The sequence below is a fragment of the Streptomyces sp. NPDC091682 genome (genome assembly GCF_044756625.1).
Taxonomy (GTDB): domain Bacteria; phylum Actinomycetota; class Actinomycetes; order Streptomycetales; family Streptomycetaceae; genus Streptomyces.
The window spans coordinates 243,922-262,779 of sequence record NZ_JBIVTH010000011.1 but is presented as its reverse complement, the minus strand read 5'-3'; the positions used below and the strand labels follow the sequence as shown (position 1 = coordinate 262,779).

General features: G+C 73.3%; 18 protein-coding genes, 1 tRNA gene and 1 pseudogene. 14 read left to right on the top strand and 6 right to left on the bottom strand.

The annotated features are described in order from the left end of the window. Window positions 1-36: 36 nt before the first annotated feature. Window positions 37-504: a VOC family protein gene (locus ACIQK6_RS25730; protein ID WP_329097407.1), complete on the bottom strand. Its 468-nt coding sequence runs from the start codon at window positions 502-504 to the stop codon at window positions 37-39. Window positions 505-601: 97 nt separating this feature from the next. Between ACIQK6_RS25730 and ACIQK6_RS25725 the strand changes: the two genes are divergently transcribed. From ACIQK6_RS25725 to ACIQK6_RS25680, 10 genes and pseudogenes are all read left to right on the top strand, one after another. Then, a complete protein-coding gene (locus ACIQK6_RS25725) occupies window positions 602-1,183 on the top strand; it encodes a TetR/AcrR family transcriptional regulator (protein WP_402695558.1) in 582 nt (193 codons plus the stop codon). 130 nt (window positions 1,184-1,313) lie between these two features. Further along, window positions 1,314-1,703, top strand: a pseudogene (locus ACIQK6_RS25720) (DUF5959 family protein); the annotation flags it as partial. 326 nt (window positions 1,704-2,029) lie between these two features. Further along, window positions 2,030-2,596: a hypothetical protein gene (locus ACIQK6_RS25715; RefSeq protein WP_329097403.1), complete on the top strand. Its 567-nt coding sequence runs from the start codon at window positions 2,030-2,032 to the stop codon at window positions 2,594-2,596. 300 nt (window positions 2,597-2,896) lie between these two features. Beyond that, window positions 2,897-4,810, top strand: coding sequence for an ATP-binding protein (locus tag ACIQK6_RS25710; protein ID WP_402695541.1), 1,914 nt, complete (start codon window positions 2,897-2,899; stop codon window positions 4,808-4,810). 38 nt (window positions 4,811-4,848) lie between these two features. Next, window positions 4,849-5,283 (top strand): roadblock/LC7 domain-containing protein, encoded by a 435-nt coding sequence (locus tag ACIQK6_RS25705; protein WP_329107489.1) that lies wholly within the window; start codon window positions 4,849-4,851, stop codon window positions 5,281-5,283. Next, window positions 5,280-5,693, top strand: coding sequence for a DUF742 domain-containing protein (locus ACIQK6_RS25700; protein WP_329097397.1), 414 nt, complete (start codon window positions 5,280-5,282; stop codon window positions 5,691-5,693). The genes ACIQK6_RS25705 and ACIQK6_RS25700 overlap by 4 nt, the downstream gene beginning before the upstream one ends. Then, on the top strand, window positions 5,671-6,315 hold the full coding sequence (locus ACIQK6_RS25695) for an ATP/GTP-binding protein (RefSeq protein ID WP_329097396.1): 645 nt from the start codon (window positions 5,671-5,673) through the stop codon (window positions 6,313-6,315). The genes ACIQK6_RS25700 and ACIQK6_RS25695 overlap by 23 nt, the downstream gene beginning before the upstream one ends. Beyond that, complete coding sequence (locus ACIQK6_RS25690) at window positions 6,312-6,857, top strand: GAF domain-containing protein (protein ID WP_329097394.1); 546 nt, start codon at window positions 6,312-6,314, stop codon at window positions 6,855-6,857. Before ACIQK6_RS25695 ends, ACIQK6_RS25690 begins: the two co-directional genes overlap by 4 nt. Before the next feature lie 72 nt (window positions 6,858-6,929). Next, window positions 6,930-7,292, top strand: a complete 363-nt coding sequence (locus tag ACIQK6_RS25685) for an MmcQ/YjbR family DNA-binding protein (protein ID WP_329097392.1) — start codon at window positions 6,930-6,932, stop codon at window positions 7,290-7,292. Between the two features lie 116 nt (window positions 7,293-7,408). Further along, window positions 7,409-7,482, top strand: a tRNA-Pro gene (locus tag ACIQK6_RS25680). Window positions 7,483-7,575: 93 nt separating this feature from the next. On the opposite strand, the gene ACIQK6_RS25675 is transcribed toward ACIQK6_RS25680, so the two are convergent. Next, entirely contained in the window at window positions 7,576-8,022 is a 447-nt protein-coding gene (locus tag ACIQK6_RS25675; protein ID WP_329097391.1) for a hypothetical protein, read from the bottom strand. Between the two features lie 157 nt (window positions 8,023-8,179). Between ACIQK6_RS25675 and ACIQK6_RS25670 the strand changes: the two genes are divergently transcribed. The 3 genes from ACIQK6_RS25670 (at window position 8,180) to ACIQK6_RS25660 (ending at window position 13,297) form a co-directional block, all read left to right on the top strand. Then, window positions 8,180-9,997 (top strand): AMP-binding protein, encoded by a 1,818-nt coding sequence (locus ACIQK6_RS25670; protein WP_402695540.1) that lies wholly within the window; start codon window positions 8,180-8,182, stop codon window positions 9,995-9,997. A gap of 112 nt (window positions 9,998-10,109) precedes the next feature. Further along, complete coding sequence (locus ACIQK6_RS25665; RefSeq protein WP_329097387.1) at window positions 10,110-11,708, top strand: phospholipase D-like domain-containing protein; 1,599 nt, start codon at window positions 10,110-10,112, stop codon at window positions 11,706-11,708. Between the two features lie 143 nt (window positions 11,709-11,851). Continuing rightward, a complete protein-coding gene (locus ACIQK6_RS25660; RefSeq protein ID WP_329097386.1) occupies window positions 11,852-13,297 on the top strand; it encodes a glyceraldehyde-3-phosphate dehydrogenase in 1,446 nt (481 codons plus the stop codon). A 24-nt stretch (window positions 13,298-13,321) separates the two neighbouring features. Here ACIQK6_RS25660 and ACIQK6_RS25655 read toward each other — a convergent pair whose 3' ends face one another. Then, entirely contained in the window at window positions 13,322-14,596 is a 1,275-nt protein-coding gene (locus ACIQK6_RS25655; RefSeq protein ID WP_402695539.1) for an MFS transporter, read from the bottom strand. Window positions 14,597-14,696: 100 nt separating this feature from the next. On the opposite strand from ACIQK6_RS25655, the gene ACIQK6_RS25650 reads away from it, so the two are divergent. Then, window positions 14,697-15,713 carry a helix-turn-helix domain-containing protein gene (locus ACIQK6_RS25650; RefSeq protein WP_329097384.1) on the top strand — a complete coding sequence of 339 codons (1,017 nt, stop codon included), beginning with the start codon at window positions 14,697-14,699 and terminating at the stop codon, window positions 15,711-15,713. 42 nt (window positions 15,714-15,755) lie between these two features. On the opposite strand, the gene ACIQK6_RS25645 is transcribed toward ACIQK6_RS25650, so the two are convergent. From ACIQK6_RS25645 to ACIQK6_RS25635, 3 genes are all read right to left on the bottom strand, one after another. Next, on the bottom strand, window positions 15,756-16,946 hold the full coding sequence (locus ACIQK6_RS25645; RefSeq protein WP_402695538.1) for an MFS transporter: 1,191 nt from the start codon (window positions 16,944-16,946) through the stop codon (window positions 15,756-15,758). A gap of 49 nt (window positions 16,947-16,995) precedes the next feature. After that, a complete protein-coding gene (locus ACIQK6_RS25640) occupies window positions 16,996-18,018 on the bottom strand; it encodes an NUDIX hydrolase (RefSeq protein WP_402695537.1) in 1,023 nt (340 codons plus the stop codon). A gap of 176 nt (window positions 18,019-18,194) precedes the next feature. Continuing rightward, window positions 18,195-18,818: a LysE/ArgO family amino acid transporter gene (locus ACIQK6_RS25635; protein WP_402695536.1), complete on the bottom strand. Its 624-nt coding sequence runs from the start codon at window positions 18,816-18,818 to the stop codon at window positions 18,195-18,197. Between the last annotated feature and the right edge of the window lie 40 nt (window positions 18,819-18,858).

The window sequence follows — 18,858 nt, the reverse complement described above, 5'->3', positions numbered from 1 at the left end:
AAGAGCCGGCCGGCTCCTGCCCGCGCCTTCTGGGGATCAGCTCGCTTGCCGGAACTGCGGGTCGGTGTACTGGGCGGCGTACTCCTCGTCGGGCGGTACGACGGTGATGACGTCGATCAGCACGCCGTCAGGGGCGGCAACGATGAAGTGGCGCTGGCCGAAATCTTCCGTGCGGAGCGGGAGCACTTCGGGCAGGCCGGCTTCGACGACGAGGCGTTGGTGCTCCGAGTCCGCGTCGTCCACCTCGAAGTTCAGCAGCAGGCCGCCGCGGAGCGCTGCCCGGTGGCCCTCGGGGACGGTCGGGTGGGCGTGGTCGAGGAGGGCCAGTTCGTACTGCGGGGCGTCGGGGCGGCGCAGACTCACGTACCAGTCCGCCGCGAAGGTCACCTCGAAGCCGAAGTGACGGGTATAGAAGTCGCGGGAGGCCGCCACGTCTCGGGTGGCGAGCACGGGGTAGAAGCTGCCGAGTCCGGTCGTGGGCGGGGCCGTGGGTTCGTTCGTCATGGCAGGGTCCTTTCAGCTCCATTTCGCATACCCGGGGTATGTGAATTCTGGCGTTAGCATACCCTCGGTATGTGAAATGGGAAGGGTGATGAGCGCGATGGCGGTCTCCAGGGCGGAGCAGCGGGCGGCCACGCGGCGGGCGCTGCTGGCCGAAGGGCAGCGGCGGTTCGCCGCCGACGGCTACCACCACGTGGTGCTGGCCGAGGTGGCGCGGGCCGCCGGTGTCACCAAGGGGGCCGCTTACCACCACTTCGACAGCAAGGAGGGGCTCTTCCGGGCCGTCGTCGCCGAGGTCCAGCAGGAACTCGGACAGCGGGTCGCGGCCGAGGCCGGGCAGTACGAGGACCTCTGGGAGCAGCTCCGTGCCGGCTGCCGGTCCTTCCTGGCAGCGGGGACCGACCCGGCGGTGCGGCAGATCCTGCTGGTCGACGCGCCCATCGTGCTGGGCTGGGACGAGTGGCGGACCATGGACGAGGAGTCCTCCGCCCGGCACCTCGCAGAGGCCCTGGCGGCGCTCGCCGCGGCCGGGATCATCGCCGATCAGCCGGTGGAGCCCCTCGCCCGGCTGCTCTCGGGAGCGATGAACGAGGCCGCGCTCTGGATCGCACGGGGCGGAGACCCGCAGGCCGCGGAACAGGCGCTCGACCGCCTCCTGGCGGGGCTGCGCGCCCCGGCCTGATCCCCCACGCCGATGCCCGGCGATCATTTGGATGCTGGTACGCGAACCGGCGTCCTCCTGAGTCGGCGGTCAGCGGTTCGGCAAGCCGGCCGCAGCGGTCCCAGTACGCCGCCCGGATCGGCGAAGCCCATCGCTCGAAAGCCTGGGCGTCCGGTACTACGACGCGGAAGCCGTCGTCACAAGCGGCTTCGTGAACGGAACCGTCCATCTCGGGTTCGACTCCGAGGACCTCTCGGACTGGGGTCGGCTTCTGGACGCCCTCGAGGAGAACGAGCAGGAGGCCGACCTCGACGAGCCGTTCATGGCGGACTGGCCCCGATCCGGCCGCACGGCCTACCTCCGATTCATTGCCGACGACCCCTACGTGGTCGAAGTCCATGACGGGCCCAGCACCCAGATCGTCGTCTCAGTCCCGCTCGATATGGGCGAAGAGTGGATAGCCGAGTCCAGGGAGCGTCTGGCGGCTGCTCGAGCCGTTCTCGGCGTCGGCACAGAGGATCGCCACGGCGTGCGTCCCTGACCATCAGCTCGCCTTCCCGCACCACTCCGACTGCTTGACCACGACGATTGGGAATCAGTCACACCGGTTCTGATCGAGCTCTTCAGTTGGCGGGTGAGCGCTTCACTCGGCGAGCTGAGTGCTGGGCGCCGATCGTCGGGTCCGGTCGCCCGGGACGAGTGGCCGAGTACGTCCGCCCGGAGCAGGGCGGGGTCGACCTCGTTGACCCGGCGGGCCGCCCTCGCGCGAGCCGTCCGGGCCATGGGCTGGCATGATCGCCGGGTGAGAGGTGTTCGCCGCCCGCAATTCCGGGGGTCGGTGCAGTTGTGCTGCGGGGGTGGTTGCTGATGGCTCGGTGGTTCCGCCGGCGGTCGGAGTCGGACGAGAAGCTGGCCGAGCTGACTACTGCGGCGGAGCTGGGTGACGACGTGGCGATGGGGAACCTGGCGGCGGGCCTGCACGCGAAGGGTGACCGGGACGGCGCGCTGCACTGGTGGGGCCGGGCATGGGCGGCCGGGAACGCGGTTGCCGGCTTCAACCTGGGAATGTTGCACGCGGTGGCCGGTGACGCGAACCGCGCGCAGGTGATCTGGGAGAAGGCCGCGGTGCTCGGCGATCCGGACGCCATGCTGGGCCTCGTCAAGCAGGCGCTCGACCGTGGCGATGCGGCTGGTGTCGAGCGTTGGGCTCCGGTCGTCCTTGCGCAGGACGAGGCGTTCCCGATCACCGCGCTGGGCGTGGCCTTCCGGGACTGCGGTGACCTGGAGCGGGCCGTCCAGGCGTTCCTGCGCGCCGAAGAACTGGGCGACGGGTACGCGATGGAATACCGGGCGCGGATCCTGGCTGCCTGGGGCCGGCACGAGGAGGCCGACGCGCTGCGCACCCGGGCGGCGACAGCCGAGCGGATGCTCTGAGACGTTGGCGCGCGGCGAGCGGGCTCCCGTCCACCGGCGCGGACCGCCCGGCGGACGCCCAACTCGGTTTCTCCAGCGGTGTGGTGACGGCTGCCGAGGGGCGCCGCCGGGGTGGTCCCAGGGGGCCGACCGGCGCATTCGGGCTGCTGTACGAGCGCTCCACCGGGAGCGGGAAGCACCCCCGCGAAGTTCGCCAACTGGCGCTCCGGGGTGCTGCGATGGGGTCTAGCGTGGGTATTCGGTGATCAACACCGGGCCCCGGGAACGCTGGGGGCCGGGCCCCACGTACCGAGGACGCACATGTCCGGACTCCGCGCCGCCCGCCATGCCCCGTCGAGACACGCCGTCTCGGGTCCCGCCCGGCAGATACGCCCCCAGTTGGTGCGCGCCGCCCTGCTGCCCACGCTCGCCGCCGGGCTCAGCGGCGCCGCCGCGGTGATCTTCACCCTCCAGCTCGGCGGGGGAGCCGGCGACCGCGACGCCCGGCTGTGGCCGGTACTGACCGGCTGCGCCCTCCTCGTGGTCGGCGCCCTCGCCGCGGCCCTGCTCGGGGCCCAGCGCGCCGCCAAAGCCGTACGGGACCGGTGCGAGGCGCTGCGCCGCTCCAGCGTGCGCGGCCGGGGCGAGCTGCGCACGGCCGCCGACCGGCTGGAACGGGGCGAGAACCCGCCCCTCCCGGTGCGCGGTGGACCGAGTTCGCCGCTGCCCGGCGCGGACCCGGCCGGGATGGACGAGTTCTGGCTGCTCTCCCAGGAACTGCGGGGCGCCCGTGAACAGGCGCACACGACCCTCCTGCGGTTGGCCGGACCGGCCGCCCCGACCGACAGCGACCGCAAGGTCGAGGTCTTCGTCAACCTCGCGCGCCGGCTCCAGTCCCTCGTGCACCGCGAGATCTCGCTGCTCGACGACCTGGAGGACACGGTCGAGGACCCGGACCTGCTCAAGGAGCTCTTCCACGTCGACCACCTCGCCACCCGCATCCGCCGGCACGCCGAGAACCTCGCCGTGCTGGGCGGCGCGGCGTCCCGCCGCCAGTGGACCAGGCCCATCGACCTGAGCGAGGTCCTCCGCTCCTCGGTCGCGGAGGTCGAGCAGTACACCCGGGTCAAGGTCGTGCCCCCGGCGGGCGGCAGCGTCCGCGGGCACGCCGTCGCGGACGTGGTGCACCTGCTGGCCGAACTCGTCGAGAACGCCACGGTCTTCTCCGCCCCCGACACCGATGTGGTGTTGCGCGCCGAGCGGGTCACCGCCGGGATCGCGGTCGAGGTGGAGGACCGTGGACTCGGCATGCCGGCCGAGGAGCAGCACCGGATGAACGCCCTGCTCGGCGACCCCGACCAGATCAGCGTCCGGCACCTGCTGGCGGACGGCCGGATCGGCCTGTTCGTGGTGTCGGCGCTGGCCCGCCGGCACGGGATCGCCGTCGAGCTCAAGTCCAACATCTACGGCGGCGTGCTCGCCGTGCTGGTGCTGCCGCAGGAGCTGCTGGGCGCGGAGGCGCCCACCGCGGCCGACGCGGCGGGCGGCTCGCGGGCCACCTCGTGGGGGACCGGGCAGGGGTCTGCGATGCCCGCCCTGGAGCCGGTACGGACGCCCCTGCCGACGTCCCGGCCGGAGGCCGGGCAGGCTTCCGAGGGCCCGGGGGCCGGGGCCCCGCACCACCCCGAGCCGCACCCCGCACCCGCATCGCCGTCCCACGCCCCGTCCGCCCCCGCCCACGCCTACGTGTCCGTGCCCGTGGCCGGCGCCGGCACCCGGCCCGGGCCCGGAGCGGCGACCCCGTCGGAACCCGCGTCCCGGCCCGTGCCCCGCCCCCGGCCGGAGCCTCGGCCCCAGCCCCGCCCCGCGTCCCTGCCCGCACCCCGGTCCGGGGCGACGGACGGGTCCGGGGCGGTGTCCTGGTCGGCGCCCGCGGCAGATCCCCGGGTCGGTTCCGTGCCGGATGCGCCGACCGGAGCGGTGGCCTGGTCGGCGCCGGAGCCGGCCCCGGCGCCCGGACCGGTGCCCGCGGCCGATTCCGCACCGGGCAGGCCCGCCACGGGCGACCGGCCGCGGCTGCCCCGGCGCCGCGCTCAGGAGCACCTCGCGCCCCAGCTGCGCGGGGCCCCCGCCCCCCGGCGGGCCGCGGACCCCGAGCAGCCGGTGCACGACCCGGGCCTGATGGCCGCCTTCCAACGGGGCTTCGGCCTGGCCCAGTCGGAGAACCAGGTATGACCCCGACCCCTCACCCCATCAGCAAGGAGCGCACCCCCATGGGCGGCGAAGTGGCGACGAAGACCGGCGGCCGGCTCTCTGACCTCGACTGGCTGCTCAGCGGCCTGGTGCAGCGCGTGCCGTACACGCGAAGCGCCGTACTCCTCACCGCCGACGGGCTCGTGACCTGCGTCCACGGGATGGATGCCGACAGCGCCGACCACATGGCCGCGCTCGCCTCCGGGCTGTACTCCCTGGGCCGCAGCGCAGGGGCCCGCTTCGCGGACGGCGCCGAGGTGCGGCAGGTCGTGGTCGAACTCGACAGTGCGCTGGTCTTCGTCTCCGCGGCCGGATCCGGAACCTGTCTCGCCGTCCTCGCCGACCGGGAGGCCGACGCCGGGGTGCTCGGCTACGAGATGGCGATGCTGGTCAAGAGCGTACGTCCGTACCTCGCGGCCTCGCCGCGGCGGCCCGTCGCCGACACGGAGCGATGAGGGCCCGCGGGACGGGGGCGTACGCGAAGGGACGGGACACACCGTGGCTCGACGATTCGGCGGGCCGCGTGATGCGTCCCTACACCGCCAGCGGGGGGCGGACCAGGCCGGGCTGCACGCTCGACCTGCTCTCGCTGGTGAGCGCGACCGGGGTGCGGCCGCACGTTCCGCTCGGGGCGGAGCACACGCTCGCCCTGCGGATGTGCGCGGGCGCCACCACCGTCACCGTCGCCGAGGTGGCCGGGCAGCTGCGGCTGCCCGCCGTCGTGGTGAAGGTGTTGCTGTCCGATCTGATGGAACACGGGGCCGTCATGGCGCAGGCGCCGCGGTTCCCGGGCGGGAACTCGTGCGCCGCCGACGACCGGTCCCTGCTCCTGGCGGTGCTCGATGGCCTACGTAAACGACTGTGACGCCCCGGCCCCGGCCCCCGCTCCGGCCCTGGCCGCCGGAGCTCCGCCCGCGACCTTGAAGATCCTGGTCGCGGGCGGTTTCGGGGCGGGCAAGACCACCTTCGTGGGCGCGGTGAGCGAGATCGAACCGCTGAGCACGGAGGAACTCCTCAGCGGACTCGGTGCGGGCTTCGACCCGCTGCACGGGGTCCAGGAGAAGACCACGACGACCGTCGCGCTCGACTTCGGCCGGATCACCCTGGACGAGCGCCACGTGCTCTACCTCTTCGGCACTCCGGGACAGCACCGCTTCTGGTTCCTCTGGGAGGAGCTGTGCGCGGGCGCGCTCGGGGCGGTGGTGCTCGCCGACACCCGCCGACTGGAGGACTGCTTCCCCGCCGTGGACTTCTTCGAGCGGCGCGGGATCGGCTTCATCGTCGCCGTCAACGAGTTCGACGACGGTCACCGCTACGGGCCCGACGAGGTCCGCGAAGCGGTGGGGCTCGGGCCCGAGGTGCCCGTCGTACGGTGCGACGCGCGCCTGGCGAGCTCCGGGACGGGGACGCTGGCCGCCCTCGTCCGGCACCTGATCTGCATGTCCACGGTCAGCTCTTCGTCTTCGGAGTCGGGGGAACCGCCATGACGTACTACGAATCGAACGGACACCTGCTGCTCACGCCGGTCGACCGGGAGGCACCCGCACGTGCGGTCCGGCTGCGCGAGCTGGGCCTGGGGGAGCGTACGGACGCCGAACTGGACGCCTTCGCGAGGCGCGTCGCCGACGCGCTCGGCGCACCGTACGCGGGGGTGAACTTCATCGGCGAGGAACGCCAGTTCTTCGCCGGGCTGCACCACGCCGCCGGGGCCCCGGCGAGCGGGTACCCGGCGCGGGTGCTGGCCCGCGACCACGGCTACTGCCCGCACGTGGTGGTGCGCCGGCGGGCACTGGTACTGGAGGACGTGCGGGACTTCGCACGCTTCGCGGGCAACGCGGTGGTGGACGAGAGCGGAGTGCGGTCGTACGCGGGCGCGCCGCTGACGGACCGGCGCGGGATCGTCCTGGGCACGGTGTGCGCGGTGGACGTGGTGCCCCGCAAGTGGGGCACGGAGGGACTCGCCGCGGTGAAGGAGCTCGCCGCGGACCTGGTGGCGCTGGTGCACGAGCGGGAGGACCGGCGGGGGTGAGCGGGTCTGTCGGTGCCGGGGGCTACGGTCGTTCGGACAAGGGTTCACCGGTGGTTGGAGAGGAGAACCGGGATGGCCGTGACCGCACGGGACGTCCGCCTGATCGCACTGTCGCTTCCGGACAGCAGCGAGAAGCCCGCCTGGGGCATGCCGACCTTCCGGGTGGGCGGGAAGATCTTCGTCTCGCTCGCCGACGACGACACCTCGATCGGGGTGAAGTGCCCCAAGGAGGACCGGGCCGAGCTGATCGCGGCGGAGCCGGAGAAGTTCTTCTTGCGGGCGGGCCACGACGACCGCTACGCCTGGATCCGGGTCCGGCTCGCGGCCGTGCGGAACGCGGCCGAGCTGCGCACCATCCTGACCGACTCCTGGCTCCAGGCCGCTCCCAAGCGCCTGATCGCCGCCCATCCGGAGCTGACCGTGGACCCGGGCTGAAGCCGGCGACACGGCCGCACGGACCGGACGTGGAAAAGGTGCGCGCAACCACCCCACGAAGTGCGGTATCGTTCTCCTGCGCGTTCAACCAGGGGAAACCCCAGGTCAGCGCGCATCGGGACGTGGCGCAGCTTGGTAGCGCACTTGACTGGGGGTCAAGGGGTCGCAGGTTCAAATCCTGTCGTCCCGACTCGTGAGAGTCGTAGGTCGAAGGGCCGCTTCGGAGGAATCCGAAGCGGCCCTTCGATCGTTTTCGGACCTTCCCCGGGTGCTCCGGCCGAGGTCAGGCGGTCATGCCCGCATCGGCCTCCCGTTGCATGCCCGCACACAGCGCCCAGACCACGAACAGGTTGACGGCGATCAGGATCACGGCCCACCACGGGTAGTACGGCAGCCACAGGAAGTTGGCGATCGCGCCGAGGCCGGCTATGGCCACGCCGAAGAAGCGCGCCCACAGGGCTCCGGTGAACACGGCGCAGCCGGCGAGGACGAGGACGATGCCCAGGATCAGGTGGACCCAGCCCCAGCCGGTCACGCTCCACTCGAACACGTAGTGCCGCGTCACGACGAACAGGTCGTCCCTGGCGAGTGCCGCGATCCCTTCGAAGATCGCCATCGCGCCCGCGAAGACCATCAGGGCGCCCGCCGTGATGGTCGTACCCGATGTGGGTGCAGTCCAGGAGCTGGGCTGCGATTGACTGGTCCGGGAACTGCTGGCGTCACTGGCCATGTCGATCTCCTCGATGGCAGAGCCGGTCCGGCGTGCCGGAGTCGGCGTTCCCCCGATTCAGCGTGGCACGGTCACCCTCCGTCGGCACTCCGGCCCGGGTCCTGCCGCGTGGCCTGCCGGGCTCGGCGTGCCCGGCCCGACCGACAAGACGCCCCTAGTGGGGACCGCCGTGCAGGAGGACGTCGAGGTCTGCCGGCTCGCCAACGCCTCGTGCCACGTCGTGGGACAGATCCCGCCGGACGAGTCCGTCGAGCACCTGCTGGGCCCGGGAGGCGGCGCCCGGCCCACCATCCTCACCGGCAACCCCAGCTACCTCGGTCAGATGGTCACCGCCGCCCGGCGGCGCGGCTACGGACCCGACGACTTCGCGCTGCGCGCGATCTACGCCGGCGGGGAGATGCTGTCGCGACGCCTGTCGGAGGTCCTGCGCGAGACCTTCGGGGCCCTGACCGTCGGCGACGCCTTCGGCATGACCGAACTGCTGCCGGTCGGCGGACGCACCTGTAGCGAGCGGCACCTCCACATCGACCCCAACACGGGCTACACCGAGGTCCTCGACCTGGCGACCGGCGAGCCCGCCGCCCCCGGCCGACTGGGCGAACTGACGGTCACCCCCTACTTCCCCTACCGGGAGTGCATGCCGGTCCTGCGCTACAACACCGGCGACGTGGTCCGCACCCTGGAGGGCCCGCCGGACTGCGAGCTGGCGGCCGTGCCCGCCGTCTCCCACGTCCTCGGCAAGGCGGGCACCCTGCACCGCACCATCGACGGCATCGTCACCCCGCGCGACGTCCTGGAGGCGCTGGACGGCACGCCCGGCCTGCCGTTCCCGCTGCGCCAGCCACCGGGCGGAGGTCGGGGCCGACGGCCGGCTCCACGTGGAGGTCGCCTCCAAGGAGGTCACCGAAGTGGCGGTGGCCGAGCGGCTGCGGGCCCAGGGCGTCGACGCCCGCGTCACGGTCCTGCCGGTGGACGAGGAGGAGGCCGCGCGCCTCTTCCCCCTGCGCTGCGACCTGTCGGAGCACACCTTCACCCGGAGCCACGCGTGAGCGTCTTCTTCCAGCTCGCGGTCACCATCGCCCGGGCGGTCGGCGTGTGCGCCGGGGCGATCGCCTACTTCCGCGCCGTCCGCACCCCGAGGCCGCCCGTCGGCGTCTTCAACGGCAGCGACATCTTCCTGATGATGGGCTTCGTCCTGGCACTGCCCTACATCTACCTGACGTTGCCCGGAGCGGTCCTCCCGGTGGTGCTCGCCCTCGTCTTCGCGGGCGGGCTGTCCGTCGGCTACCAGCCACTGATCGGGAACGGCCGGCTGCGCCGGGCGCTGATCGCCGTACTGATCGCGAGCGTCCTCGTCGCGCACCGGGCCTTCGGCGAGACCGCGCCGCCGTACTGGGTGGCGAACAGCGCCGTCGTCGCGCTGATCGTCGTCTCCGCCACGAACCTCAACGTGCAGGGGGGGGGCATGCGGCTGAAGAACGTCGCGTGGTTCCTGCTCGCGCTCACCGCGTACGACGCCTTCTTCGCCTGGGTCGTACCACTGACCCAGCAGCTGTCCGAAGCCGTCCAGGGGTATCCGTACGCCCCCGCCGCGGGCCTGCGCATCGGCGAGGAACTGGGGGCGGTGGTCGGCATGGGCGACCTGCTGGCGTACGCCCTGTTCACCACCACCGCCTACAAGGCGTACGGGAAACGGGGACTGCGGACCGGGATCGCGCTGGTCACCCTCTTCGGTGCGGTGGCCCCGGTCGCGACGCTGCAGGTCCTCGCCGCGGCCACCGATCAGGCGCCGACGCTCGTCCCGGCCCAGGTGTTCTTCGGCCCGGCGGCCTTCCTCGGCTACCGCTACCTGCGCCGGAGCGGCCCGGAGCGGCGGATGGCCGACGTCGTCTTCCGGGGGACGCGCGGCGTGCGCGGGGGAGCCGTCCCGCAAGCCCCGGCCGGCCGCGGTGCCCCCGTCGAACCCGTGACGTGAGGGCGCCGCGCCGTCCGGCGGCGGCTAGCCTGGAACTGCGGTGCACCGGCGTGATCGGAGGACCAGATGACCGCCGTCACTCCTGGTAGCGCGCGGCCGGGGAGCCGGTACCGTGACACACGCCGACTGGCTCCTGCTCCCCGCTGAGCGCGGCAACCGGGCGACGCGCCTGGACCGGCGCCGCCACGACGGCGCGGCCTGGTCCACGGGCAACCACGTACGGCCCCTGGTCCACGGCGCCGTCTACTTCGCGGAGCTCCTCGCGGCCGTCCGCGCGACGGGTCCGGGCGATCTGCTGTTGTTCACCGACTGGCGCGGCGATCCCGAAGAGCGGCTCGACGGACCCGGCACGGAGGTCGGCTCCGTGCTGTGCCGGGCGGCCGAGCGCGGCGTCCTCGTCAAGGGCCTGCTGTGGCGTTCGCACCTGGACGGTCTTCACTTCAGCCAAGAAGAGAACCTCCGCTTCGGCCAGGAGATCGCACGGGCCGGCGGTGAGTGCCTGCTCGACATGAGGGTGCGGCCCGGAGGCTCCCACCACCAGAAACTGGTGGTGCTACGCCACCGCGACCGCCCGGAGCTGGACGTCGCCTACGTCGGAGGGATAGACCTCTGTCGCAACCGCAACGACGACTCCTCGCACCGCGGTGACCGCCAGTCGCTGCCCCTGGCCGCCGCCTACGGGCCGCACCCGCCCTGGCACGACGTCCAGCTCGCCCTGCGCGGGCCGGTGGTCGGTGACGTCGAGGCCGTCTTCCGCGAGCGGTGGGAGGACCCGGCTCCGCTCAGCCGGAGCCCGCTCACCCGGCTGCGGCAGCTGATGCACCGCGAGGACGTCAGTGCGGACCGGCTGCCACCGCAGACACCCGACCCGCAGTCCTGTGGCACGCACACCGTCCAACTGCTGCGGACCTATCCGAACCGTCTCCTGTACGGCTATCCCTTCGCCCCCGACGGAGAGCGCAGCATCGCCCGCGGGTACACCAAGGCGCTGCGCCGGGCCCGGGTACTGGTCTACCTGGAGGACCAGTACCTCTGGTCCCCCCGGGTGGTGGACTGCTTCGCCCGGGCGCTGGCCGGGCACCCGGGGCTCCGGCTGATCGGGGTCGTCCCCACCGTCCCGGAGCAGGCCGGCCGGCTCACACTGCCCATGAACCTGATCGGACGGATCAACGCCCTGGAGGAACTGCGCCGGGCCGGCGGCGACCGGGTCGCGGTGTACGGGCTGGAGAACCGGGCGGGAACACCGGTCTACGTCCACGCCAAGGTGTGCGTGATCGACGACGTGTGGGCCTCGGTCGGCTCCGACAACGTCAACCTCCGTTCGTGGACGCACGATTCGGAGCTCGGCTGCGCCGTGTACGACGAGCGCCCGGACCCGAGGCGGCCGGCCGACCCGGGCGGTCTCGGAGACGGCGCCCGCGCCTTCGCCCGGGAGCTGCGCCTGGAACTCATGCGCGAGCACACCGGGGCCGGGGCGGCGGACGAGCTGTGCGACCCGGTGTCCGCCTTCGACGCCTTCGCCGCGAGCGCGCGGGCCCTGGACGCCTGGCACGAGAGCGGCCGCCCCGGCCCCCGGCCGCCCGGCCGGCTGCGCCGGTACGTGCCCCCGGAGCTCGCCGTGACGCAGCGGCTCCTCGTCGCCCCGTTGCACCACGTGCTCGTCGACCCGGACGGCCGCCCGCTCGGGATGCGGCTCCGCCGCAGGTTCTGAAGCACGCTCTCTCGGCAAACCATTGAAAAAACGTACAAATTCATGTCACATAGTGCCCGTTCCCGACACGGTGGGTACCGCTTAAGTGACCAAAATGGCGGCGGGTTAGCATATGAGCACCGCCTAGCTCGAAAGATAATCCTGTGACTGTCAATGAGGACTCGTTCACCAGCTGGAAGAACCGCGAAGAGATCGCGGAGTCGATGATCCCGATCATCGGGAAGCTGCACCGGGAGCGGGACGTCACGATCCTGCTCCACAGCCGCTCCCTGGTGAACAAGTCGGTGGTCAGCATCCTCAAGACCCACCGCTTCGCCCGGCAGATAGCCGGTGAGGAGCTCTCGGTCACCGAGACGCTGCCGTTCCTGCAGGTGCTCACCACGCTCGATCTCGGCCCGTCCCAGATCGACATCGGCATGCTCGCCGCGGACTACAAGAGCGACGACCGGGGCCTGTCGGTCGCCGAGTTCACCGCCGAGGCCGTCGCCGGCGCCACCGGCGCGAACAAGATCGAGCGCAGCGAGGGCCGCGACGTCGTCCTGTACGGCTTCGGCCGCATCGGTCGCCTCGTCGCCCGCCTGCTGATCGAGAAGGCCGGCTCCGGCAACGGACTGCGCCTGCGAGCCGTCGTCGTCCGCGGGGGCGGCGAGGCCGACCTGGTCAAGCGCGCCTCGCTGCTGCGCCGCGACTCGATCCACGGCCAGTTCCAGGGCACGATCACCGTCGACGAGGCGAACAGCACGATCATCGCCAACGGCAACGCCATCAAGGTGATCTACGCGAACGACCCGTCCGAGGTGGACTACACCGAGTACGGCATCAAGGACGCCATCCTCATCGACAACACGGGCAAGTGGCGCGACCGCGAGGGTCTGTCCAAGCACCTGCGCCCCGGCATCGACAAGGTCGTGCTGACCGCCCCGGGCAAGGGCGACGTCCCGAACATCGTCCACGGCGTCAACCACGACACCATCAAGCCGGACGAGCAGATCCTGTCCTGCGCCTCCTGCACCACCAACGCGATCGTTCCGCCGCTCAAGGCGATGGACGACGAGTACGGTGTCCTGCGCGGCCACGTGGAGACCGTCCACTCGTTCACGAACGACCAGAACCTGCTGGACAACTACCACAAGGCCGACCGCCGTGGCCGCTCCGCGCCGCTGAACATGGTCATCACCGAGACCGGCGCCGCCTCCGCCGTCGCCAAGGCGCTGCCCGACCTCAAGGCGCCGATCACCGGCAGCTCGATCCGCGTCCCCGTCCCGGACGTCTCGATCGCCATCCTGAGCCTGCGCCTGGGCCGTGAGACCACCCGCGAAGAGGTCCTCGACTACCTCCGCGACGTCTCGCTGCACTCGCCGCTCAAGCGCCAGATCGACTTCACCACGGCTCCCGACGCGGTCTCCATGGACTTCGTCGGCTCGCGCCACGCCTCGATCGTCGACGCGGGCGCCACCAAGGTGGACGGCGACAACGCCATCCTCTACCTCTGGTACGACAACGAGTTCGGCTACTCCTGCCAGGTCATCCGTGTGGTCCAGCACGTGTCCGGCGTCGAGTACCCGACCTACCCGGTGCCGGCGGTCTGATCCGTCGCACCACCCGCCACACCGCTACACCGTTCGGCCGGCTGATCCGACAGGCGGGGCGGCGGTGGGCGGGCCCCCGACGCCGACCGGCGGCGGGGCGCCCCGCCCATCGCCCCCCGCCTGTCGTGCGTCCGGCCCGCGCCCGTGCGGCGCCACGAGGTGCCGGGCCAGGGCGATCACGGCCAACAGCGCCACGAGCGCGCACACGCCCTGCCAGCCGGCCCGGTCGTAGATCCGTACGCCCAGCCAGGACCCGCCGCTGCCGCCCAGGTAGGCGCAGGTCATGTACGCGGTGTTGAGCCGGCTGCGGGCATCGGGCCGCACGGCGTACACCCGGGCCAGGTTGGCGACCGTGCCGGACTGCATCGCGACGTCGAGCAGCAGCGTGCCGCCCGCCAGCGCGGCCAGTCCCGCCGCCCCGCCGCCGGCGCCCGCCGCGAGGACCGCCGCCGAGACGAGCACCCCGAGCAGGCAGACGAGGTTCACCCGGTCCGCTCCCGCGCGGTCCACCAGGCGCCCGGCGTACGGGGTGCACAGCATCGTCACCGCGCCCACCAGGGCGAGCATCCCCACCGCGTGGGCGCCCAGGCCGTACGCCGGGCCGGTGAGCAGCAGCGCCAGGCAGGTCCAGACCGCCGAGAAGGCGCCGAAGACCGCCGCCTGGTAGAGGCAGGAACGGCGCAGTTCCGGCTCGGTGCGCAGCAGGCGCAGCGGCTCGGCCAGCAGAGCCGGGTACGGTCGGCGCGACGTCGGGACGGTGATCGGCAGGGCGCGGGCCAGGACGGCCGCCAGCAGCAGGGCCACGGCCCCGGCCGCCAGGTAGGGGGCCCGCCACCCCAGCCACTCACCGAGCGCGCCGCCGAAGGTGCGGGCCAGCAGCATGCCGCCGGTCGAACCGCTCAGCAGGGTGCCCAGTACGGCTCCCCGGCGGTCGGCGGCCACCAGACCGGCCGCCAGCGGACCGATGACCTGCGCGGCCACGGTCGTCACACCGACGACGGCCGCGGCGGCGAGGAGCGGCGCCAGCCCCGGCGCGCAGCCCGCGGCCAGCAGGCCGGTTCCGGTCAGGGCGAGCAGGGTGACGAGGAACGGGCGGTGCGGGAGCCGGTCGCCGAGCGGCACCAGCAGGAAGATCCCGGCCGTGTAGCCGATCTGCACCGCGGTCACCACCAGGGCGGCGGAGCCGGGCGACGCGCCCAGGGCCGTGACGACCAGCGGGCTGACCGCCTGCGGGAAGTAGACGGTGCCCACGCCGACGGCGCAGGTCAGGGTGAGGAGCAGGAGCAACCGGCGGCTCATCCCGGACCCGCGGTGAACGGCGCCCGTCGTGCAGGGAGTTGTCATGGGGGGAGTTCACGGCACGTCCCCGCCCGCGACAATCGATGTAGCGTATGCCTTCATGATCAGCTTCGAACTCGGCGTCGAGGACCTCGCCGACACCCGGTTCGCGCTCTCACCCCTGTACGAGACCGTGCTCAGCCTGCGCGTGCTGCGCGAGCCCGGGCTCTCCGCCCTGCACCTCCCGTGGCGCAGGTCGGTCCTCGGCGCACTGGACGCGCTCGACGGCCTCGACGGCCTCGGCGGGCTCGACACCGAGCTGTTGATGTCCGTGGTCGCGGTACGGCGCACCCTGCCCGACTTCCTCACCCCGCGCCCCACGAGCTTCGCGCCCTCCTTCGAGGAGGAACTGGCCGCCGTCGGCCGGACACCCCCCGACCTGGTCCGCCGCGACCTGCTGGCCGCGCACGACCCGGACCCGCTCCCCACCCCGCTGCTCGCCGCCCTCGCTCCCGACGACGGGCCCGTCGTCGCCCTCCGCGACGACCTCTGCGCGCTGCTGCGCCGGTACTGGGAGATCGCCGTCCAGCCGATGTGGCCGCGGATGCGCCTCTTGCTGGAGGCCGACATGACCTACCGTGCGCGGCGGCTGGCCATGGGCGGAGCCCGCCTCCTCTTCGCCGACATCCACCCGAACCTGCGGTGGCAGGACGGCGTGCTGCACATCGGGCAGATGATCAGCCGGCACCGCGTCGTGGCGTCCGGCCGCGGGCTGCTCCTTCTGCCGTCCGTGTTCGCGCACAAGCCCGCGCCCCCGGTCAGTCCCGAGGAGGCGCCGACGCTGGCGTACCCGAGCCGCGGCGTGGCGACCCTCTGGGTGCGCGAGCCCGTCGCCGACCCAGCCGCCCTGGTGTCCCTGTTGGGCGCGCCCAAGGCGAGACTGCTCGACCTGCTCGACGAGCCGCTGCCCACCGTCGAGCTGGCCCGTCGCCTCGGGGTCACCGCGAGCGCAGTCTCCCAGCACCTGGGCGTGTTGTACGCCACCGGCCTCCTCTCCCGGGCGCGCGACGGACGGCAGGTCCTCTACCGCCGCAGCCCGCTCGGCGACGAGCTGAGCGGCCGGGGCCGGCCGGGGTGAACCGCGGCCACCGTACGCGGCCGCGCGCACGCGCGTCCGTGCTCAGGCGCGCACCCGCACGGGCCGGCGCAGCAGGTAGCCGGCCGCGGCCGTGACCAGGACGGCCATGCAGGCGATGAACACCAGCCCGGCACCCTCCAGGCCGATCGGGCCCACCAGCAGCCCCACCCCGATCACCGGCAGCGAGATGCCCGTGTACGCCACCACGAACAGCATCGAGATCACCGCCGCGCGCCGGTTCGGCGGCGAGGCCGCGGCGACGGAGGCCAGCGCACCGCGGAACGCCAGGCCCTGCCCGGCCCCGCCGACGACGGCGCTCGCCACCACCAGCGCCAGCAGGTCCCACCACAGCGCGCCGGCGAGCAGCGCCAGCCCGGCGAGCAGCCCGGCGCAGCCCAGCGGCAGCGACCGGCCCACCCCGACCCGGCCGACGGCCAGTTGCCCGGCGGTCGAGGCGAAGAAGGCCAGCGCGACGATCAGCCCGCTCACCGCGCGGTTGTGCACGCCCAGGGACTGCGCGAGGAAGGCGGGGCTGACCGAGGTGAACACCCCGAACAGCGCGAAGCCCACGAAGGAGGCGATCGCCGCGGGCACGAACACCGACCGCACCTGAGGGGGCAGGCCGGGCCGCTGCGGTCGTACGGCGCGCAGCGGCTGCCGGTCGCGCACGGTTTCGGGGAGCCGCACCAGGACGGCGGCCGAGACGGCCACCAGCGCGAGGTGCACCGCGAACGGCAGGTACAGCGGCCAGGCGGCGTACTGCGCGAGCACTCCGGCGAGCAGCGGGCCGCACCCCAGCCCACCCATGTTGGCGGCCGTCGCCACGAACGTGGCCCGCGCGGCGCCGCCGCTCGGCGCCAGTTCCATCACGTAGGCCGTGGCGGCCCCGGTGAACAGCCCGGCGGAGAGTCCCGACAGCAGCCGGCCCGCGTACAGCCAGCCCATGCCGGTGGCGCACAGGAAGCAGACGGCGCTGGCCGCGGAGAAGGCGAGACCGGCCAGCAGCACGGGCCGCCTGCCCACGGTGTCCGAGGCGTTGCCCGCCAGCAGCAGCACGCCGATCACCCCGAAGGCGTACACGGCGTACACGACGGTCACCACCAGCTCGGAGAACCCGAACTTCTCCTGGTAGAGCCCGTACAGGGGAGTGGGCAGCGTGGTGCCCGCCATGCACACGGCGAACACCGCCCCGCCGAGCAAGCACTGGCGCCACCGTCGGCGATCACCGTCCATGCCGCCGACGGTAACCCCGCGGCCGGGGCCCGGCGGCGGGGCCCGCCGGTCAGGGGCGGCCCGCGTGGAGTTCCAGCGGGCCGGCGCCCGTGGCGCGGGCGGTCAGGCAGGCGGTGATCTGGCGCCGCAGGGCGGGTTTGACCAGGCTCGGGAGTTCCGCGGGGGTGACGGTGCGCCACTGGAGCAGCTCGGCCCGGTCCAGCCGGATCCGGGCGAGGGTGGGGGCATCGAGGACGCCGCCGTCGTAGAGGAAGCGGATGCGGGCCGGACGGCCGGGCTTGTGGGACCAGTTCACGGCGAGCAGCCGACCCGGGGCGAGGTCGAGGCCGAGCTCCTCGTGGACCTCCCGCCGGGCGGCGGCGCGCGGGATCTCACCGAGGTCGCTGTCGATGCCGCCGCCGGGCAGGTTCCAGCGGTCGGACCTGCCGTACGCGGGCTGCACCAGCAGGATCCTGCCGTCGGAGCCGGTGAACAGCACGCTCGCCGCGGTCACCGCCTTGGGGCGGCTGGCCCGGTGGCTGGCCGGGTCGAGGGTGCCCGAGTGCTCCAGGGCCACGCGCCGGGCCGGGTCCAGACCGGCCGGGGAGCCCGGCTGGGGCACCCCGTCGACGAGGTGGGCGAAGGAACCGGTGTGCAGGGCGGCCAGTGCGGCGCGCAGCCGGGGCGCGACGGGGGCCGGCAGTAGCGCGCAGGCCGCCTCCGGCGGGAGCCAGCGCGCCTCGGTCGTCGCCCCGACGGGGAAGGAGATCGTCGAGGCCCGCGACGCCGGGAGCGGGCCGACGAGGTGGACGTGGACGATCAGGGAGCGGCCGGGCGGGCGGGGCGTGCCGGGTGTGCCGGTCGTGGCGGGCGGCCGGGAGTCCACCGCCAGCAGCCGGCCGGCCGGCAGCTCGAGGTCCAGCCCTTCCCGCAGCACCCGTGCGAGCCCCTCCTCCGGGGTCTCGGTGTCGTGGACCGCGCCGCCCGGCAGCTCCGGGTCCGTCCGGCCCGGGGTGGTCAGTACGAGGACCCGCCCGCGCGTGTCCAGGACGACCCCGGTGGCGGCCACGAGCGGGGAGGGACGGTCGGGCACGGCGGGCTCCTGTGGATCGGGTCGGCGGCCACAGCACTATGCCCCGGCCGCGGCGGGTGCCCGGCGCCGACATGCGGGCCGGGGTGTCTTGCAGGTCAGGCCGGCCCGCCCGGCAAGACACCCCCGGGTGCTGTCGTCACGTTCCCGTCGGCCCGGAAAGATCCGGAAGAGACGGCCTAGGCGCGGGCCAGCAGCAGGCCGCCCATGGTGACCATGGTCGCAGCGACGAGCCCGTCCAGGACCCGCCAGGCGGCCGGGCGGGCCAGCAGGCCGCTCAGCAGCCGTGCTCCGTAGCCCAGACCGGCGAACCAGGTCAGGCTGGCCAGCACGGCCCCGATGGCGAAGGCCCAACGCAGGTCGCCGCGGTCGGCGGCGAGGGAGCCGAGGAGCAGCACGGTGTCCAGGTAGACGTGCGGGTTGAGCCAGGTCATGGCCAGGGCGGTCAGCACGGCCCGGCGGGCGGACCCGCTCGTCGCCCCCTCCGTGGTGAGGGCGGCGCCGGGGACGGGCCGCAGCACCCGGCGGGCGGCCAGGACCCCGTAGCAGATCAGGAACCCGCCCCCGGCCAGCCCGACCACCGTCAGGGCGGCCGGCCAGGCGGTGACGAAGACGCCGACGCCGGCGACGCCGAGGGTGATGAGGACCGCGTCGGAGACGGCGCAGATGGCGACCACGGCCAGGACCGCGTGGCGGCGCGCGCCCTGGCGCAGGACGAAGGCGTTCTGCGCGCCGATGGCGACGATGAGGGAGAGTCCGCTGCCGAAGCCGGCCAGGGCCGCGGTGACGATGCCGTAGTTCATGACGTCGACGGTAGGCAGCGAGGTCGGTTCAGTACAGCTA

Excerpts from the sequence above, each read along its gene's own strand:
- ACIQK6_RS25730 (WP_329097407.1), bottom strand. The coding sequence starts at position 504 with ATGACGAACGAACCCACGGCCCCGCCCACGACCGGACTCGGCAGCTTC.
- ACIQK6_RS25725 (WP_402695558.1), top strand. The coding sequence starts at position 602 with ATGGCGGTCTCCAGGGCGGAGCAGCGGGCGGCCACGCGGCGGGCGCTG.
- ACIQK6_RS25715 (WP_329097403.1), top strand. The coding sequence starts at position 2,030 with ATGGCTCGGTGGTTCCGCCGGCGGTCGGAGTCGGACGAGAAGCTGGCC.
- ACIQK6_RS25710 (WP_402695541.1), top strand. The coding sequence starts at position 2,897 with ATGTCCGGACTCCGCGCCGCCCGCCATGCCCCGTCGAGACACGCCGTC.
- ACIQK6_RS25705 (WP_329107489.1), top strand. The coding sequence starts at position 4,849 with ATGGGCGGCGAAGTGGCGACGAAGACCGGCGGCCGGCTCTCTGACCTC.
- ACIQK6_RS25700 (WP_329097397.1), top strand. The coding sequence starts at position 5,280 with ATGAGGGCCCGCGGGACGGGGGCGTACGCGAAGGGACGGGACACACCG.
- ACIQK6_RS25695 (WP_329097396.1), top strand. The coding sequence starts at position 5,671 with ATGGCCTACGTAAACGACTGTGACGCCCCGGCCCCGGCCCCCGCTCCG.
- ACIQK6_RS25690 (WP_329097394.1), top strand. The coding sequence starts at position 6,312 with ATGACGTACTACGAATCGAACGGACACCTGCTGCTCACGCCGGTCGAC.
- ACIQK6_RS25685 (WP_329097392.1), top strand. The coding sequence starts at position 6,930 with ATGGCCGTGACCGCACGGGACGTCCGCCTGATCGCACTGTCGCTTCCG.
- ACIQK6_RS25675 (WP_329097391.1), bottom strand. The coding sequence starts at position 8,022 with ATGGCCAGTGACGCCAGCAGTTCCCGGACCAGTCAATCGCAGCCCAGC.
- ACIQK6_RS25655 (WP_402695539.1), bottom strand. The coding sequence starts at position 14,596 with ATGAGCCGCCGGTTGCTCCTGCTCCTCACCCTGACCTGCGCCGTCGGC.
- ACIQK6_RS25650 (WP_329097384.1), top strand. The coding sequence starts at position 14,697 with ATGATCAGCTTCGAACTCGGCGTCGAGGACCTCGCCGACACCCGGTTC.
- ACIQK6_RS25645 (WP_402695538.1), bottom strand. The coding sequence starts at position 16,946 with ATGGACGGTGATCGCCGACGGTGGCGCCAGTGCTTGCTCGGCGGGGCG.
- ACIQK6_RS25635 (WP_402695536.1), bottom strand. The coding sequence starts at position 18,818 with ATGAACTACGGCATCGTCACCGCGGCCCTGGCCGGCTTCGGCAGCGGA.